At 66.5% G+C, this 19482-nt stretch carries 9 protein-coding genes; 8 read left to right on the plus strand and 1 reads right to left on the minus strand.

Annotated features, from left to right (window positions below; genetic code table 11):
• Nucleotides 1-3: 3 nt before the first annotated feature.
• Nucleotides 4-735, plus strand: coding sequence for a copper homeostasis protein CutC (locus tag IB223_RS01805; RefSeq protein WP_192201200.1), 732 nt, complete (start codon nt 4-6; stop codon nt 733-735).
• Here the strand turns inward: IB223_RS01805 and IB223_RS01810 are convergent.
• Nucleotides 732-3086 carry a GH92 family glycosyl hydrolase gene (locus IB223_RS01810; protein ID WP_225590755.1) on the minus strand — a complete coding sequence of 785 codons (2355 nt, stop codon included), beginning with the start codon at nt 3084-3086 and terminating at the stop codon, nt 732-734. The genes IB223_RS01805 and IB223_RS01810 overlap by 4 nt on opposite strands.
• A 351-nt stretch (nt 3087-3437) precedes the next feature.
• On the opposite strand from IB223_RS01810, the gene IB223_RS01815 reads away from it, so the two are divergent.
• The 7 genes from IB223_RS01815 to fucP all read left to right on the plus strand — a co-directional run bounded on the left by IB223_RS01815 (nt 3438) and on the right by fucP (nt 19481).
• A complete protein-coding gene (locus IB223_RS01815) occupies nt 3438-6152 on the plus strand; it encodes a glycoside hydrolase family 2 protein (protein ID WP_192199981.1) in 2715 nt (904 codons plus the stop codon).
• Nucleotides 6149-7432 (plus strand): AGE family epimerase/isomerase, encoded by a 1284-nt coding sequence (locus IB223_RS01820; protein ID WP_192199982.1) that lies wholly within the window; start codon nt 6149-6151, stop codon nt 7430-7432. The genes IB223_RS01815 and IB223_RS01820 overlap by 4 nt, the downstream gene beginning before the upstream one ends.
• Nucleotides 7433-7631: 199 nt before the next feature.
• Nucleotides 7632-10784 carry a GH92 family glycosyl hydrolase gene (locus IB223_RS01825; RefSeq protein WP_225590889.1) on the plus strand — a complete coding sequence of 1051 codons (3153 nt, stop codon included), beginning with the start codon at nt 7632-7634 and terminating at the stop codon, nt 10782-10784.
• Between the two features lie 345 nt (nt 10785-11129).
• Nucleotides 11130-14216 (plus strand): TonB-dependent receptor, encoded by a 3087-nt coding sequence (locus IB223_RS01830; protein ID WP_192199984.1) that lies wholly within the window; start codon nt 11130-11132, stop codon nt 14214-14216.
• 221 nt (nt 14217-14437) lie between these two features.
• Nucleotides 14438-16885, plus strand: a complete 2448-nt coding sequence (locus IB223_RS01835) for a GH92 family glycosyl hydrolase (protein WP_192199985.1) — start codon at nt 14438-14440, stop codon at nt 16883-16885.
• A gap of 76 nt (nt 16886-16961) precedes the next feature.
• Nucleotides 16962-18119: a LacI family DNA-binding transcriptional regulator gene (locus IB223_RS01840; RefSeq protein ID WP_192199986.1), complete on the plus strand. Its 1158-nt coding sequence runs from the start codon at nt 16962-16964 to the stop codon at nt 18117-18119.
• 129 nt (nt 18120-18248) lie between these two features.
• On the plus strand, nt 18249-19481 hold the full coding sequence (gene fucP, locus IB223_RS01845) for an L-fucose:H+ symporter permease (RefSeq protein WP_343227125.1): 1233 nt from the start codon (nt 18249-18251) through the stop codon (nt 19479-19481).
• Nucleotide 19482: the final 1 nt, after the last annotated feature.

Here is a 19482-nt window from a genome sequence, read left to right on the forward strand (position 1 = left end):
CCGCTGGCACTGGAGATCGCTGCCGGCTCGCTGGGCTCCGCGCTGGCGGCGCAGGCGGCCGGCGCCGACCGGGTGGAACTGTGCGAAGGCCTGTCGTCCGGCGGCACCACGCCGTCCTACGGCGCGCTGGCGCTCGCGCGCGAACGCGTGCGGATTCCGCTGTTCGTACTGGTGCGGCCACGCGCGGGCGATTTCCTTTACGACTCACGCGAAGTCGATGTGATGCTGCGTGACATCGAGATGTGCGTGCGCCTGGGCTGCGACGGGGTGGTGATCGGCGCGCTGCAGGCCGATGGCGGCATCGACTTGCCGTTATGCGAACGACTCGTCGCCGCGGCGGGGCCGTTGCAGGTGACGTTCCACCGCGCCTTCGACGCGGCGCGTGACCAGGCGCAGGCGCTGGAACAGGTGATCGCCCTGGGGTGCCAACGCGTGCTGACGTCGGGCGCGCAGGCCACGGCGGTTGAGGGCGCTGACCGCATCGCGGCGCTGGCAAGGCAGGCCGCGGGCCGCGTGACGGTGATGCCGGGCGCCGGCATCGATGCCGGCAACGTCACCGCGCTGGCGATGCAGACCGGTGCACGCGAGTTCCATGCCTCGGCGAAAGGGTCCCGCGCTTCCTCGATGGGGTTCCGCAATCCGGCGTTGCAAGGGCTGGCGCCGGACTGGTCGGAAACCGATCCGGCGCGCGTCCGCGCACTTCGTGCAGCGCTGGATGCCGTGAGCCGGCGCTAGCGGGACATCGAGTACGGCCGCTGGGCCGGATCGGTGGCCCAGGTGGTGTCCGGTTTCGCCTGCATCACGAAGCGCAGTTCGCCACCGGCGAGAATCTCGTCATGGGTCAGGTACGCGCGTGTCAGCGGTTTGCCGTTGAGGCTGGCGCTGCCCACGTAGGCATGCGCATCGTCCAGGCCGTCGGCAACGATGGTGAAGCGCTTGCCGTTGGGCAGGTGCAGCGTCGCGCGCGGCAGGAACGGCCGGCCGATGATGTACTGGTTGCTGCCGGGCGTGACCGGATAGAACCCGAGTGTGGTGAACACGTACCACGCCGACATCTGCCCCAGGTCATCGTTGCCGGCCAGGCCATCCGGACGCGCCGCGTACTGGCTGGACATGATCTGCTGCAACCGTGCCTGCGTGCGCCACGGCTGGCCCGCGTAGGCATACAGGTAGGCCACGTGGTGGCTGGGTTCGTTGCCGTGCGCGTACCAGCCGATCAGGCCGGTGATGTCCTCCATGTGCGCGAACACCGACGCATCCACCTTCGCATCGAACACCGCATCCAGTCGCGCCAGCAGCGCTTCGTCGCCGCCATGCGCCACCGCCAGGCCGGCGACGTCCTGCGGCACGTACCATGAGTACTGCCACGCATTGCCTTCGGTGTAGTCGGTGCCGTAGCCACTGGCGCTGGGGTCGAACGGCGTGCGGAAGCCGCCATCGCGCTTGCGCGCGCGCATGAAGCCGGTGTCGGCGTCGAACGCATGCTTCCAGTTGGCGGCGCGCTTGTCGAACGTTGCGGCGACATCGGCCTTGCCCATCGCACGCGCCATCTGCGCCACGGTCCAGTCATCGAAGGCGTATTCCAGCGTCTTGCTGGCTGCCTCGCCTTCCTCGTCGATGGGCACGTAGCCGAGCTCGCGATACTGCGCGATGCCATCATACGGCCCGTAATTGGCGCTGGCCACCATCGCCTGCAACGCTTCCTCGGCGTCGTAGCCGCGGATACCCTTCATGTACGCATCGGCGATCACCGGCACCGCGTGGTAACCGATCATGCACCACGTTTCCTGCCCATGGAACGACCATACCGGCAGCACGCCGTACGGGCTCTCGCGACGCGCGGCCAGCAGCGAATTGACGAAGTCGTTCGTACGCTGCGGCGGTTGCACCAGTGTGGCCAGCGGATGCAGCGCGCGATAGGTGTCCCATAGCGAGAAGGTCGAGTAGTTTGTCCAGCCTTTCGCCTGGTGCACGGCATTGTCCGGGCCGCGGTAACGGCCGTCGCTGTCCATGAACAGCGTCGGGCCGAGCAGCGTGTGGTACAGCGCGGTGTAGAAGCGGGTGCGCTGCGCCGGGTCGCCCTGGGCATCCACTGCGCCCAGTGCTTCGCTCCATTGCTGTTTGGCGGACGCGCGCATGCCGTCGAAATCCCAGCCGGGCGATTCGGCATCGAGGTTGGCGATGGCGTTGTCTTCGCTGACCGGCGAAATGGCCACTTTCACCAGCACGGGTTTGCCGGCGCCCGGGGCGAGGTCGAATGCCGCAACCAGCTGCCTGCCTTCGATCTGCGCGCGTTGGCGCGGGTCTTTTTCGCCGGGTGGCGGAAAGCCCTTGTACGGGATGTCCTGCTCGGTGTTGTGCAGCGCGTGACCGGTGACCGGCTGCGAGAAGCGCAGGGCGAAATACAACTGGCGGCCCGGCGCCCAGCCGCGCGTTTCGCGGAAGCCGCTGACCGTGCCGTCGGCGCGCACGCGCACGCGCGACCACGACACCTTGCCGGGGTAGTCGTACATGCTGGTGCGCAGGTCCAGCACCACATGCGCGGGCTTGCCGGCGGGGAAGTGGTAGCGGTGCATGCCCACGCGCGCGCTGGCGGTGAGTTCGGCGCGCACGTCGTAGTCGTCCAGGGTGACGGCGTAGTAGCCGGGCTGGGCGGTTTCGGTGGCGTGGCGGAAGCGCGAGGTATAGCCGCTGCCGGGCTTGTCGGGGTCGCCGCGTTCGAGCTTCAGCTCGCCGGTGGTGGGCATCAGCAGCAGGTCGCCCAGGTCGGAATGACCGGTGCCGGAAAAGTGCGTGTGCGAAAAGCCGACGATGGTCGTGTCGTCGTAGCGGTAGCCGGCGGCCCAGCCATAACCGTCCTTGCGTGGCTGGATACGGGTGTCGGGCGACAGCTGCACCATGCCGTACGGAACAGTGGCGCCGGGGTAGGTATGGCCTTCACCCCCCGTCCCGATGAAGGGATCCACCGCCTTGTACGCGGCCTCGCCGACGTCTGCCGATGCCGCCCGCGCGCTTCCCGCCACCGTCATCGCGCACGCTGCGAAACCGGCCAGCATCAAGACCTTCGTCGCGTACCGCGTGTTCATCCTGCACCCTTTTGGATCGGTCGAATTCGGCGAAGCTAGCACACGCCCGCGAGACCGGTCACCCGGGCTCCCCGTGGCTGGCGGCGTGAACGCGCCGCGCGCCGGACATGGGTGCCGATCGCTTCCTGCTGCGCAGCAGCATGCGTCGTCGCGCCCGGCATGCTACATCTTAGCTGCGCAATTGGATCGATCCAAGTAGGGCTTATTCGCACGGAACGCCATCGGCGCCGCACGCGCGCCATGGTCAGCCGTCGGAATTCCGGAACATCGTTCCAGGGAAGGCCCCGCGTGTGCGGCTGGCCGCGCAGGGGTCGAACAATGCACGCATCGATCATCAACCGGGGAGTCCATATGCCGCACTTCATCACGCACCACACGGGCCGCATCCTGTGCCGCGGATGGCAGGTGCATGTGCTCTTCGTGCTTGCGCTGGTCGCCGGAGCCGTCCCCGCCATGGCGCAGGCGGCAAGCGAACGCACGCTGGAGGGCGGCTGGGAATTCCGCCAACTGACCGATGGCACGGTCACGCCCGGCAGCGGTCCCGCACAGGCACGACAATGGCATCGCGCCACGACGCCCGGCACCGTGCACACCGACCTGCTCGCTAACGGCCTCATTGCAGACCCCTACAAGGGTGCACCGGAGGCCGGCCTGCAATGGATCGGCCTCGCCGACTGGGAATACCGGACGAACTTCGACGTCTCCCGTGACACACGGGATGCCACGCGCAGCGACCTGGTGTTCGAAGGACTGGATACCTTCGCCGAGGTCTTCCTCAATGGCGAGAAGGTGCTCGATGCCGACAACGCGTTCCGGACATGGCGCGTGCCCGTCCATGGTCGGCTGCGCACGGGCAGGAACGAACTGCGCGTGATCCTGCGCTCGGCGATCGCGAAGCTGCTGCCCCAGGTGCAGGCGATGCCGCACCGGATCGCGGGCAACTATCCCTCGCCCTACGGCGACGAACCGAAGGACGCGATGACCGCGAACTTCGTGCGCAAGCCGGGCTATCACTACGGCTGGGACTGGGGGCCGCGCTATGTCACCGCGGGCATCTCGAAGCCGGTGCGCCTGCAAAGCTGGGACCGCGCGCGGATCGACGATCTGCAGCTACGGCAGGACCATGTGACGGAAGCGCGCGCGGACGTGACCGCGGTGGCGACCGTCGACGCCGTGCGCGCCGGCCACTATCTCGCGCGCCTGTGGCGGACCGCGCCCGAAGGTGAACGCGTGCTCGCGGCGACGCAGCGCGTGTCGCTGGCGGCCGGCGTCAATCGCATTTCGCAGGAGATCCACATCGAAAAGCCGCAGCGCTGGTTTCCGGTCGGTTATGGATCGCAGCCGCTGTACCGCTTCGATCTGGAACTGCTCGACGGCACGCAGGTCATCGACGCGCGGGGCGAACGGACCGGTCTGCGCAGCGTGACGTTGCGCCGCGACCCGGATGCGCTGGGCAGGGGGTTCGCCTTTAACGTCAATGGCATCGCAATCTTCGCCAAGGGCGCCAACGCGATCCCGTTCGACATGTTCCAGCCCAGGGTGACCACCGTGCAGCTGCGGCGCGTGCTGCAGTCGGCAGTCGATGCGAACATGAACATGATCCGCAGTTGGGGCGGCGGCTACTACGAAAGCGATGCGTTCTTCGACATCGCGGACGAACTCGGCCTGCTGGTCTGGCAGGACTTCATGTTCGGCGGCGGCATGCAGCCCGCCTATGACCCCGCATTCCGCGCCAACGTGGTGGCGGAGGCGCGCGATCAGGTGCAGCGGCTGCGCAATCATCCCAGCATCGTGTTGTGGTGCGGCAACAACGAGGAAGAGATCGCCTGGAAATACTGGGGCCACGGCAAGACGCTGAAGGAAGCCGATCCGTTGTTCGCGCAACGCGTCTGGGACGGCTACGCGCAACTTTTCGGCCATGACCTGCGCAAGGTCGTGGAGGAAGAGGCCGGCGGCATCGCCTACTGGCCAAGTTCGCCCAGCGACGACATGGCCGAGGCGGCCAACACGCCGGCCAGCGGCGACATGCACTACTGGGAGGTCTGGGGCAATCCTGCGCGCCCGCCCTCGGCCTACCTGGACGTGACGCCGCGCTTCGTGTCCGAGTACGGCCTGCAGGCGTGGCCGGTGCAGCGCACGATCGATCACTTCGCGGCGCGCGACGAACAGCGTGTCGATGCACCGGTGATCGAGGCCCACCAGAAGTTCATGGCGGGTAAGGGCAACGAGCGCCTGCTGCACTATGTACGGATGGAATTCGGCGAGCCGCGCGACTTCGCGGACTTCGTCTACCTGAGCCAGGTGATGCAGGCGGAAGGCATCGGGTTGGCGGCGCGGCATCATCGCGCCAGCCGGCCGTACACGATGGGTTCGCTGTACTGGCAGCTCAACGATGTGTGGCCCGGCGCTTCGTGGTCGGGCATCGACTGGTTCGGGCGCTGGAAGGCGCTGCAGTTCCATGCGCGCCGGTTCTTCGCGCCGGTCACCGTTGCTGCCCTGCGCAAGGAAGGAAAGACCACCGTCAGCATCGTCTCCGACCGGACCACGCCGCGTGGCGGCACCCTGCGCCTGCGCGTCATGACCTTGGACGGGCGCGTGCTGTGGGATGAGACGCGGCGTGTCGAGATCGCGCCGCTGTCGGCGTCGCGCATCGCAACCTACGATGATGCAGAGCTGTTCGGTGGCGCGGCGGCATCGGCAGCTGTCGCGGTGTTCGATCTGGCCGCCGACGGCGAACCCGCCGCGCGCGAGGTCGTCTATCCCGCGGCGGCCAAGGACATGCGGTGGCCCGATCCCCGCCTGCAAACCCACATGCGCCAGGAAGGCGACCATCACGTGCTCGATATCACCGCCGCGGCGCTGGCCCGCGCGGTGTGGGTCGACTTCGGCCAGGTCGACGCCGACGTGTCCGACAACGCGCTGATCCTGCTTCCCGGCGAACGCATCTCGCTGCAAGTGGCCTCCGATGCGGATCCCGATACCCTGCGCAGCGCCCTGCGGATACGTTCGCTGGCCGATGCGCTTCCCTCCGATTCCCCCATTCCCCGGAGCATGCCGACGCCATGACGCAGTCCGTTCCCGTGCACGACGACTTCCGCAGCGAAACCTTCCTGCGCGACCACATCCGCAGGACGATGGCGTTCTACAATCCCCGCTGCATCGATCCGGCAGGCGGCTTTTTTCACTACTTCAAGGACGACGGGCGCGTCTACGACGCTTCTCATCGCCACCTGGTCAGCAGCACCCGGTTCGTCTTCAACTACGCCACCGCGGCACGCGAGTTCGGCGAGGAAGATCCTGCGCTGCGCGATGCGTACATGAAGGCCGTGCGTCACGGGCTTGCCTTCCTGCGCGAACGGCACCTCGATCCGCAGAGTGGCGGTTACTTCTGGACGCTGCGGGACGGCGTGCCGGAAGACACCACGCAGCACTGCTACGGCGCCGCCTTCGTCCTGCTGGCGTACTCCATTGCGCTGCGCGCAGGCGTGGAAGAGTGCCGGACCTGGATGGACGCCCACTGGGACCTGCTGGAAACGCGCTACTGGGAACCGGAGCACGGCCTGTACCGCGACGAAGCCACGCGCGACTGGCAGTTCAGCCCCTACCGCGGACAGAACGCCAACATGCACATGTGCGAGGCCATGCTGGCCGCGTACGAGGCCAGCCGCGAGCGTCGCTACCTGGAGCGCGCACGGCAGCTGGCCGACCACATGACCCGGCGCCAGGCCGCCCAGAGCGAAGGCCTGGTCTGGGAGCACTACGACACCAACTGGCAGGTCGACACCGACTACCATCGCGACGATCCCAGGCACCTGTTCCGCCCGTGGGGTTTCCAGCCCGGGCACCAGACCGAATGGGCCAAGCTGCTGCTGATCCTCGATAGCCACCTGCGCGACGCAGGCGCGACGGCCGCCGACTGGCTGGTGCCGCGTGCCGCAGAGCTGTTCGACCGCTCGATGGAAGCATCGTGGGATCCTGAGTTCGGCGGACTGGTCTATGGCTTCGCACCGGAGTCGCTGCGCAAGGACATCGCGGGCCCGTCGCTGCCCGATGGCCGCCATTTCATCTGCGACGACGACAAGTACTTCTGGGTACAGGCCGAATCGCTCGCCTGTGCGGCGCGATTGGCCAGCGCCACCGGCGAGGCGCGCTACTGGGGGTGGTACGACCGGCTGTGGGACTACGCCTGGCGGCACATGATCGACCATCAGCATGGTGCGTGGTTCCGCATCCTCGATCGGGAGAACCGCAAGTACGACGACGACAAGAGTCCCGCCGGAAAAACCGACTACCACACCATGGGGGCTTGCCATGACGTCCTGTCAGTGCTGCGCCGCGATGTCTGACGCTGCCCGCCACCGGAGAGGATCCTCCGGCGTGCTCGCCACCCTGCTGCTCCTGGCTTCCGGCGCCGCGGGCGCGCGCGAGGCGCAGTTTTCGACATCGTTCGAACCTGGCCAGCCCGCCCCCGTGCTGACGGAAGCAGGCGGCGTCCGCACGGCCGTGGGCAACGGACCCGACCAACCGTACGCGGCAAAGCGCGGCATGGGTTACAGCGGGATGCATGCGTTGAAATACAGCAGCGACGTGGCAGGTCGTGCGCATCTCTACACCGTCGATATCGGAATCGGCACGGACACGACCCTGTCGTGGATGGTGTTGCCCGAGATCGTCGAAGGCGATGTCTCCACGTCCACGGGCGTTTCGCTAGACCTCGTGCTCGACGACGGCACGCGGCTGACCGATGCCGGCGCGCGTGATCAGCACGGAGCCGCCATTGGTGCGACCGGCCAGGCAGCTTCCATGACGCTGTATCCCCAGCAGTGGGCGCGGAAGCAGGTCCGCCTGGGCGACCTGCCTGCCCTGCACGGGCGACGCATCAAGGCCATCGAGCTGGAGCTGCAGCCCGGCCCGCGCGCTGGCGCGAGCGGCTGGATCGACGACATCGCCATCGAAGATGCACCACGCACGTCGGCGCGGCGCCCCAGCGACCTGGTGCTGACCAACCGCGGCACGCAGTCCAACAGTACGTTCTCGCGCGGCAACAACATCCCCGCGACCGCGATGCCGCATGGCTTCAATTTCTGGGTGCCCGTCACCGATGCGGGCACGCTGGCATGGCTCTATCGCTGGAGCGAGCACAACGGTGCCGACAACCGGCCGCGCCTGCAGGCGCTGTCCATCAGCCACCAACCCAGCCCGTGGATGGGCGACCGCCAGACCTTCCAGGTGATGCCGTCCTCCACGCGCGGCGTGCCCGAAGCCGACCGGGAGCGCCGGGCGCTGCCGTTCTCGCACGAGAACGAGCTCGCCAGGGCGCACACCTACCGCGTCGACTTCGACAACGGCATCCGGGCCGAGATCGCGCCGACCGAGCGCGCGGCGATCTTCCGATTCCGGTTCCCGCAAGGCGGGGACGCGAATCTCCTGTTCGACAACGTCGATGCGCGCGCCGGCCTGACGCTGGATTCCCGCACGCAGACACTCCACGGCTACACCGAGACCCGCAGCGGCCTGTCGAATGGCGCCACCCGGATGTTCGTCTACGCGACGTTCGACCGGCCGTGGGCCGGCAGCGGTGCGATCGAGACCGGACGCCCCACGCACTACATCAAGTTCGCGCGTGGCGGCGGCGATGAAGTGAACATGCGCATTGCCACGTCGCTGATCTCGGTGGAACAGGCGCGGCGCAACCTGGAACAGGAGATCGGGGCCGAGGGTTTCGACACCGTGCGTGAGCGTGCGCAGACGGCATGGGATGCGCTGCTCGGTCGGGTGAAGGTGGAGGGCGCGAGCGAAGACCAATTGACGACGGTCTACTCCAATCTCTACCGCCTGTTCCTGTATCCGAACATCGCGCACGAGAACGTGGGCAGCGTCGAGCGCCCCGACTGGCGGCACGCCGACCAGAACAGCTGGTCAAAGGACAAAGCCGGCGGCGACGCGGTGCGCACCTCCGCATCCATCAAGGCCGGCAGGATCTACGTCAACAATGGCTTCTGGGACACGTTCCGGACCAGCTGGCCCGCGTACGCACTGTTCGCGCCGGGGCGCGCGGGCGAGATGATCGACGGCTTCCTGCAACAGTACCGCGACGGCGGCTGGATCGCCCGTTGGTCGTCGCCCGGCTATGCGGACCTGATGGTCGGCACGAGTTCCGATGTCGCGTTCACCGACGCCTGGCTCAAGGGCGTGCGTGGCTTCGACGCCGATGAAGCCTACGAGGCCGCACTGCGCAACGCCACCGTCGTTGCGCCCGTGTCCAATGTCGGGCGCAAGGGTCTGGTGCACTCGATGTATCGCGGCTACGCGGACAACACCGTGCACGAGGGACTGTCCTGGACCCTCGAAGGCGCGATCAACGACTTCGGCCTGGCCCAGTTCGGCCAGGCACTGGCCTCCCGGGAAGACGACCCGGTGCGCGCGCAGCGCTATCGCGAGGAGGCCGAGTACTTCCAGGCCCGCGCCACGGACTATGCCCATCTGTTCGACCCTGCGACCCGGTTCTTCCGCGGGCGCGATGCGAAGGGCGCGTGGGGGCAGTCGGCGGCGGACTTCGATCCACGCGTGTGGGGGGGCGACTATACCGAGGCCAATGCATGGACCTTCGCGTACACCGTGCCGCACGACGCTGCGGGGCTGGCAACGCTGCTCGGCGGAGAGAAGGCGCTGGCGGATCGGCTGGACGAATTCTTCGCCACGCCGGAAACCGCAGGCCGCGAGTTCGCAGGCACCTACGGCAATGTCATCCACGAGATGACCGAAGCGCGTGACGTGCGGATGGGCATGTACGCGCACAGCAACCAGCCCTCGCACCACATTCCCTGGATGTATGCCGCCGCCGGCCAGCCCTGGAAGACGCAGCGCATCACCCGCGACGTGCTGCGCCGGCTGTATCTGGGAAGCGAGATCGGTCAGGGTTATCCCGGCGATGAAGACAACGGCGAGATGTCGGCGTGGTACCTGTTCGGCATGCTGGGCCTGTACCCGTTGCGGATGGGAGCACCGGAGTACGTCATCGGGTCGCCGGCGTTCAAGCGCGTCGACGTGCAGCTCGAGAACGGGCGAACGCTCACCGTCATCGCGCATGGCAACGACGACCGCAACGTCTATGTGCAGTCGCTGAAGCTCAATGGTCGCCCGTGGGACCGCGCCTGGCTCCGACATGAGGACATCGCCAACGGCGGCGTCCTGGAATTCGTCATGGGCAGCACGCCGTCCACGTGGGGAAGCGAGGCCGACGCGCTTCCTCCCTCGATGACTGCGGCTGGTACGGCGCCTGCGGGCCTGACGGATGCGTCGCGCAACGCGGAGGTCATCGCGCTGGCCGGGAAAGCATCGCCGCGATTGTTCGACGACGATGCCGCCACTTCGCTGCCATTGCCCGCGCAGGCGGCGGTCGATGTCCGGTTCCGTGCGGCGACCCGCGTGAGTCACTACACCATCACCAGTGGCGGCGCGCCGTTGGCGGGGTTGGCCTGGGCGCTGCAGGGCCGCAACGGAGCCGGTTCATGGACGACGCTGGACGAACGTGATGCCGAGGACTTCAAGTGGGTGCGGCAGCTTCGGCCATTCCGCATCGGCAAGCCCGGGGACTACCGGGAGTACCGGCTGCAGTTCACGAACGGTGCGGCGATCGACGTTGCGGAGCTGGAACTGCTGACGCCGACCACGGTCCTGAGCGTATCCGCGCGATAGGGTGGTCACCGTCCCTTGTCGTGCACCGATGAGGGACGGAAAGGGCGCAGTGCGAGCGTTGTGCATGGGCGCCCTGCATGCGCTATCCACGAGGCGGAACAGGATGCTGCGCGGCAGCATGCATGCGCTGAAACATTATGGTAATTATTCGCGCGGCGGAATTAGAACGATCTAATTTTGGGATTACTGGCAGGTGGGAAGGGGTGGCGCAGCGGAAGGGTGCGCTTGCCGGTTTGTGTGGACGTACTGCCTTCCATTGAAAACAGATTCATCGCAGCAGAAATTTGGATCGATCCAAACAATCTCGCGTCAGCAGCTAATCAATCTTGGGAGAGGGTGATTGAAATGAAAGGCACGCCACACGTACGCATCCGCAATTCTCTATCCACCGCCATCGCCGTCGCGCTGGCCACCGCCGTACTGCCGGGCATCGCGCTCGCGCAACAGGCGACGGCGGAGCAGGGTGGTTCCGCCGCCACGGACCTGGACAAGGTCACCGTCACCGGCTACCGCTACTCGATCGAGCAGAGCCTGGACCAGAAGCGCAACGCGAACGCCATCGTCGAGGTGATCACTGCCGAGGATGTCGGCAAGTTCCCCGACAAGAACGTGGCCGACGCGCTGCAGCGCGTGCCGGGCGTCATCGTCAGCCGCGACGGCGGCGAGGGCAAGAACGTCAGCGTCCGTGGCCTGTCTTCGGAGCTGGTCCTGACCCAATTGAACGGCAACTACATCGCCAGCGCCGAATCCAATGGCGACCCCACCCGTTCGTTCAACTACACCCTGCTGCCGTCGAACATGCTGGGCAGTGCCGAGCTGTTCAAGACGCCGGAAGCGCGCATCGACGAAGGCGGCATCGGCGGCACCGTGATCCTGCACACCCGCCGTCCGCTGGAACTGGAGCCGAATTCCGGCTTCGCTTCCATCGAAGGCACCTGGGCCGACACCACCAAGAAGACCGACGGACAGTTCTCCGGTTCGTATTCCTGGCACGACAAGGATGACCGGTTCGGCGTCTTTGTCGGTTACACACAGCAGAAGCGCACCACGCGCACGATGGGCGCCAGCACCGAGGGCTGGCAGTGGTACGGCCGCGACGAAGGCGGCACCGCCGTCGACGTCAATGGACAGCCCTCCGACTTCAACTCGAACTGGTGGGGCGGCACGGGTTTCTGGGACCAGAACGGCAACTATTACACCGGCTTCATGATGCCGACCTCGGTCAACCTCAACGTCAAGGAGGAGGAGCGCGAGCGCAAGGGCGGCCAGCTGACCTTGCAGTTCAAACCCACCGACAACCTGACCCTGACGGCGAACTACTTCCGCTTCGACCTGTCGCAGAATTCGCAGACCAATACGCTCAAGGTTCCGGAATGGAACATCGCGCGTTACTTCGGTGACGGCAACTGGCGGGGTGGCCGTCTGCTCGACGGGCTGAGCTTCGATCCGAGCGGCACCATCGTTACCGGTGCGGATTACAGCCTGCATCCGGGCAAGACGTATTACTGCAGCGAGGACGAGGCGGCCGCCGCCGGCATGGCGCCGGGCGGCTGGGGTTCGGACGACTGCACCGTGCCGACACCGCAGATCACCGGCAGCTACAACATCGAGAAGTCGCTGTCACAGACCGTCGATTTCGGCGGCGAGTGGCGCGGTGAGAAGCTGGACATCAGCTTCAAGGGCGGCCGCACGTGGGCCGAGGGTGGTCCGGAACTGCAGTTCGCGGTGCCGCTCAAGCCGCGCCGCCAGAACGCGGACGGCAGCTGGACGAACGGCAACTTCGCCAGTTCGTGGAATCTGACCGGCACGCCGACGATGACGTTCTCGCCGGAACTGATGCAGAACCTTCAGAACGGCATCCTGCAGGTCGACCTCGGCTCGACCGGCTCATCCTGGACCAGGAACGACACCGAGCAGAAGTATGCGCAGGCCGACGGCACGTGGCACTTCGACGGCGACTTCTTCGAATCGCTCCAGTTCGGCGTCAAGGGCCGCGACGGCGGCATCCATCGCAGCACCGGCAACAGCTACTGGGTGTGCCCGGGCACCGACCCGAGCGACTACAACAATCGCTACTGGAACGGCCGCTGCAACGATGTCGCCACCCAGTTCTCGCCGAGTTTCCTGCGTTCTCTGGGCAACCTGGCCGGCGGCATCGACGCCAGCGCTTACCCGGCGATCAACTATCCGGCATACATCGCCTATCTGAACAGCACATACGGTCCGATGCTGACCCGCGAGGAAGACAACTTCGTCTACAACGTCGACGAGAAGATCTACTCGACCTATCTGCAGGCCAACTTCCGCACCGATCGCCTGCGCGGCAATGTCGGCGTACGCATCGCGCGCACCAAGCAGCATGCCGATTCCACGGACAAGGTCACTTCGTACAACGATTACTTCTTCGATGGTGCCGATGGCAATCCTCTGGCATGCCAACAAGGCGCTGCGGCACCCACTGGTGCGCCAGCCGACACGTACTGCGGCACCGAAGGGTACTGGAGGCTTTCGGACAGCCAGCAACGAGCCGAATCGTTCGTCGTCAGCGCTCTGGACCGCAACTACACCGATGTGCTGCCGAGCTTCAACCTCGCCTACGACCTGACCGAAAACCTGGTGTTGCGTGCAGCAGCGTCCAAGGTCATCTCGCGCCCGAGCTACAGCGACATCGCCGCTCCCGGCAGTCTTGAGTACTTCAGCCCCGAGTATGTGGCCGATCGGCGCTTGACGGGTGGCGCGGGCGAGCAGGGTTGGTACGGTTCTGGCAGCAACAAGAATCTGGAACCCTACAAGGCGACCCAGTTCGACCTGGGCCTGGAATGGTACTTCCAGCCGGGTTCGGTCGCCGGCGTGGGCCTGTTCCGCAAGAACGTCAAGAACTTCGCGGTGGGCGTGATCAACGACGTGGACATGATCGTCGACGGCCAGACCGTCACGGTGCAGAACTACAGCACCCAGGCCGGCGGTCGCGATGCGGTTTCGCAGGGCGTTGAACTGTATGCGCAGCATACGCTGGATTTCGGCCTCGGCTTCCAGTTCAACTACACCTACAACGACGCCAGCGAGGCGGCCGTGACCCTCGAAGACGGCACCGAACTCGGCAAGACTTCGATGCCAGGCAGTGCCAAGAACCAGACCAACTTCACCGTATTCTACGAAGCGCAGAAGCTGTTGTTGCGTGCCTCGTACAACCGGCGTGGCGAAGTGGTGCAGGGTCTGGTCAATGGTCTGAACGTCTACGAAGAGCCGTACTATCAGATCGACCTGAATGCGGCCTACAACATCACGCCCGCCCTCAGCATCAGCGCATCGGTGCTGAACCTGACCGAGGAAGAGACGCGCTCGCACTTGGGCAACGACACCAAGGATCGCTTCTACACCAATGGTTATGCTGGCCGCGTCGCCTACCTGGGCCTGACCTACAAGTTCTGAGGACGTGTCCCCTGTTCGCCCCTTGCCTTCTCTCCCGCCTGGCGACAGGCGGCTTGGGGCCGACGGCCCGGCTACGGCCGGGCCACTTTTCCATTCATCGTGGCGGGCATGGACGCCGCCACATCCGGTGAGACCTGCACGATGTCAGCTCCCGTCGACGTCGTGCAGATGCTGTTTCTCGCCTGTGCCACCCTTGCTGACCCACGACGACCAGTGAACGCATGAAAGACATGACGATCAACGCGATATTCCGCTCGCTGTTCCTGCTCCTGGCAACGACCACATGGGCGGCCGAAGCGGCGCCGCGAAGCCTGGCCGAAGAGGTCAACACCTTCATCGGCAGCAAGGACGACGGCAACACGTTTCCGGGGGCGTCCGCGCCTTTCGGCCAGATCCAGGTCAGCCCGATCGGTTCGCACTACTCGGGTTGGCGCTACGACGACCCGCAGATCCGCGGCTTCGGCCACTCCTTCGTTTCCGGCGCGGGCTGCTGGGAGCAAGGGGGCCAGGTATCGGTGCTCCCGGTCACCGGACGCATCGGTCCGGGCGGCGAATTCGACACGGCCGGTGCCAAGACGTTCGACCACAAGCGCTACGGTTCGCGCTACCGGCATGACGGCGAGAACGGCCAGGCGGGCTACTACAAGGTACGGCTGACCGACTACGGCGGCATCGATGCCGAGGCGACCGCGCTGACCCGCGCCGCCGCCGAACGCTACACCTTTTCCAACCGCGGCGAGGGCCACGTGCTGGTCAACGTGGGGCAGGCCAATGAACGCCATGCGGTGACCGGCAGTGCCATCAACGTGGTCGGCGACCGCGTGGTGGAAGGCAAGCTGGTCACCAAGAGTTTCTGCGGTGGCCACCAGTACACCACCTGGTTCCGCCTGGAGTTCGATCGCCCGTTCAAGGCGTTCGGTACCTGGGGCGAAGCCGGAGGCGTAGTGAATGCGCGCCACAGCATGGAAGGCGAGGGCAAGCCCAACGGGGCATGGCTGACCTTCGACCTGGAAGGCAATCCTTCCGTCACGGCCGTCTCGGCCATTTCCCATGTCGATGCGGACGGTGCGCGCAACAACCTGCGCAGCGAAGGCATGCAGGGCGGACGGCTGCTCGGCTTCGACGCCATGCGCAAGCGCGCGCAGTCGGTGTGGGACAAGGAGCTGGCCAGCGTGCGTGTGCATGGCGGCAGTACCGACGACCGTGCCGTGTTCTACACCGCGCTGTACCACGCGCTGCTGCAGCCGTTGACCGGCAGCGATGCCGACGGCCGCTACCGCGGCTACGACGACCGCATCCACCGTGCCGATGGCTGGACCTACTACGAATACTTCTCGCTGTGGGACACCTACCGTTCGCAGAACCAACTGGTGGCATTGCTGCGACCGCAGCGCGCCGCCGACATCGGCCGATCGTTGCTGGCCATACGCGAGCAGGGCGGCTGGCTGCCGCGCTGGGGTTACGCCAGTTTCGAGACCAACATCATGACCGGCGATCCGGTGACGCCGTTCCTCGTCGACCTGTGGCGTTTCGGTGCGATGAAGGGCCGCGAAGCGGATGCATATGCGGCGCTGCGCGAGAACGCATTCGGCGTGCCGCCGTTGAACTCGCGGCATGCCGGCCGTTCCGGCAATCCCCACTATCTCGAGCACGGCTTCGTGCAGTACGACCGCGCTTTCCCGTCCAAGGGCATGGACGTGGATCCGCACCATGGCGGCTCGGCGACACTGGAATACGCGCTGGCCGATTGCTCCCTGTCGTTGATGGCCGATGCGTTGGGGCATGGCGATGACGCTGCCGTGCTCAAGCGGCGGGGCCGCAACTGGCGCACGCTCTGGGATGCCGACATCCGCGACGAGGAAGCCGGGTTCAGCGGCTTTCCGCGCCCGCGCACCGAGGACGGCCAGTGGTACACGCCGGCGGACGGCCGCTATGGCCCGCGCTCGCACCATGGCTTCCACGAGGGCACGGCCTGGCAGTACCAGTGGTTGGCACAGCAGGACGTCCCCGGCCTGGTCGAGGCGATGCACGGGCGCGACCAGGCGGCCCGCCGCCTGGATACGTTCTTTGCCTACGATGCGCTGCTGGCCGATCCCGCCGGTGCTGCACGCAAGGAATGGGTGGTGGGGCCTTACAGCTACTACAACCAGTTCCGCTACAACCCCAACAACGAACCCGACCTGCACGCGCCGTGGATGTACACGCTGATCGGCCAGCCGTGGAAGACCGCCACGGTGCTGCATGCGGCGCAGCGGCTGTTCACCAATGCGCCCAACGGCGTCACCGGCAACGATGACCTGGGCACGATGTCGGCGTGGTACCTCTTCAGTGCCATGGGCCTGTATCCGGTGGTGCCGGGCACGGGCCAGTTCGTGCTGCATCCTCCGCGTTTCGCGCGCATCGACATCGATCTGGGGCAGGGCCGCACGCTGCGCATCGACGCGCCGCAGGCGGACGGCGACAAGCTGCAGTACATCGGCAACGTGTCGTTGCGGGGACGCGCGCATCCGTCCGTGTGGATGGATTGGGAAAGCCTGCAGCAGGGCGGTCGCCTGCACGTGGAATTGACCGGCACGCCGCCGCAGCAGGGCTGGGGTACGCGGCCGGACGACCTGCCCGCATCGCCCTGCGCCGCGGATCCGGCCACGCTGCCCGGGGCGGGTCGATGAGTCTTCCTGCCGCCCTGGCGAGCGTGCCGGTGCAATGGTTTACGCTGCGGACTTTCTCTGGAATGAATCGATCCATATGAGCCAGAAGCGTCCCTCGCGCACGGGTGCCACCGGCAAGGCCGGGTCTTCGTCGCCCAAGGCGGGCAAGCCGGTGAAAAAGACGGCGAAGAAGGTAGGTGAAGCCAGGCCGGCCGCACCCGAGCGCAAGCGTGAAAACCAGCGCGTGGTCACCGTCACCGATATCGCCAATGCCATCGGAGTGTCGCGCGCGACCGTGTCGCTGGTATTGCGTGGCAGTCCGCTGGTGCATGCCGACACGCGCGCCCGGGTGGAGGCCGAACTGAAGCGCCAGCGCTACGTCTACAACCGCAGCGCGGCCAACCTGCGCAGGCGCACGTCATCCAGCGTCGCGCTGGTGATCAATGACCTGTCCAACCCGTTCTTCGCGGAGTTCGCCGCTGGCGTGGATGAAGCCCTGGGCGGGCAGGGCTACGTCACCCTGCTCGGCAGCACGGGCGAATCGCCGCAGCGCCAGCAGGCGGTACTTGCGTCGCTGATGGAGCACACGCCTGCCGGCGTGATCCTGTCCCCCGCCGAAGGCAGTGATGCCGCCGAACTGCGCACCGTGCTGGATGCGCGCAGCCACGTGCTGTTGTTCAACCGGGAACTGGCCGGCGCGGACGCATGGGACTTCCTGGCGCTGGACAACGAACGCGGCGCACGCATGGCGGCCGAACACCTCATCGGCCTGGGCCACCGCCGCATCGCGTTCTTCGGCGGCCATGCCGATTCCAGTTCGTGCCGGCAACGGCGCGCGGGTTTCGCGCAGGCGATGGCCGCGGCGGGCTTGCCGGTGGAGCCGCAATGGTTGATCGAATCGGCGCCCAACCGGCTGGAAGCGGCCACGCGCACCGGTGCGCTGTTCGGTGAGCGCGCCAGTCCGACCGCCGCGGTCTGCTACAACGATACGGTGGCGCTGGGCCTGATGCTGGGCCTGGCCTCGCGCGGCATCCAGCCGGGCCGGGGCTTCGCCGTCACCGGCTTCGATGACATTCCCGAAGCGGCGATGACCACGCCGCCGCTGACCACGCTGTCGGTCGATCCGCGCGAGCGCGGCCGGCAGGCGGCGCGCATGCTGCTGCAGCGCGTGGCCGATCCCGATGCTGCCCCGATGCGCACGATCGCGCCCGTGCGTCTGTGCATCCGCGAAAGCAGCGGCGTACCGCGCCCATGACGCTTCCCCATTCTTCTTTCCCATACGCCCGTTGAGGTCTACGACCGCATGCCGATCGCATCATCCCCACCCACAGTGACCTCCCGCGGGTCCGCCTCGGCCGTCACGCCGCGCGCGGCGCTGGCCGTGGTGACCACGATCTTCTTCATGTGGGGCTTCCTGACCTGCCTCAACGACATCCTGATCCCGCACCTGAAGGCCGTGTTCGAACTGAATTTCGCACGCGCGATGCTGGTGCAATTCACCTTCTTCGGTGCGTACTTCCTCATGTCGCTGCCGGCCGGCCGGCTGGTCGCGCACCTGGGCTACAGGAAAGGCATCGTGGCGGGTCTGGCCATCGCCGGCGTGGGCGCCCTGGGCTTCTGGCCGGCGGCGGAACTGCGCGTGTACGAAGCCTTCCTGGGCGCGCTGTTCGTGCTGGCCACCGGCATCACCGTGCTGCAGGTGGCGGCCAATCCGTACGTGGCGTTGCTGGGGCCCGAACAGACCAGTTCCAGCCGCCTCACGCTGGCACAGGCGCTCAACTCGTTGGGCACCGCCATCGCGCCGCTGGTTGGCGGCCTGCTGATCCTGGGCAATACGGTGAAGAGCGCCGATCAGATCGCGGCGCTGCCGGCGGTCGAGCAGGTCGCGTATCGCGCGCAGGAGGCGCAGGCGGTGCAGGGGCCGTATGTGGGGCTCGCGGTTGTGCTGTTCCTGCTGGCGCTGTTCGTGTTCCTGTTCCGCCTGCCCACGCTGAGCGAGACCACCGAGCAGGCCAGTCCGGTGCGACATACGCTGGGCGAAGCCTTGCGCCACCGCCATGTGCGCTTCGGCGTGCTCGCCATCTTCTTCTACGTCGGCGCGGAAGTGGCCATCGGCAGCTTCCTGATCAACTACCTGTCGATGCCGGCCATCGGCGGCTTCAGCGAGCAGGAGGCATCGCGTTACGTCGCCGCGTACTGGACGCTGGCGATGGTGGGCCGCTTTGCGGGATCGGCGATCATGGTCCGTTTCTCGCCGCGCAAACTGCTGGCGCTGTTCGCCGTGATCAATGTGGTGCTGCTGGCGACCACCCTGCTGGGCAGCGGCAAGGTATCGCTGTACAGCGTGGTCGCCGTGGGCCTGTTCAATTCCATCATGTTCCCCACCATCTTCGCGCTCAGCATCGAACGCCTGGGACCGTTGACCAACAAGGCCTCCAGCCTGCTGATCATGGCCATCGTCGGTGGCGCCGTGGTGCCCTATTTGCAGGGCGTGCTCGCGGATGGCGTGGGCGTGCAGGCTTCCTTCCTGCTGCCGTTGCTGTGCTATGGCTACATCGTGTTCTACGGCCTGTCGGGTTCGCACCCGGCACCGGCCACGCAGGCGCAGGGAGCGTAAG

The organism is Pseudoxanthomonas sp. PXM03, assembly GCF_014852005.1.
Classification (GTDB): Bacteria; Pseudomonadota; Gammaproteobacteria; order Xanthomonadales; family Xanthomonadaceae; genus Pseudoxanthomonas_A.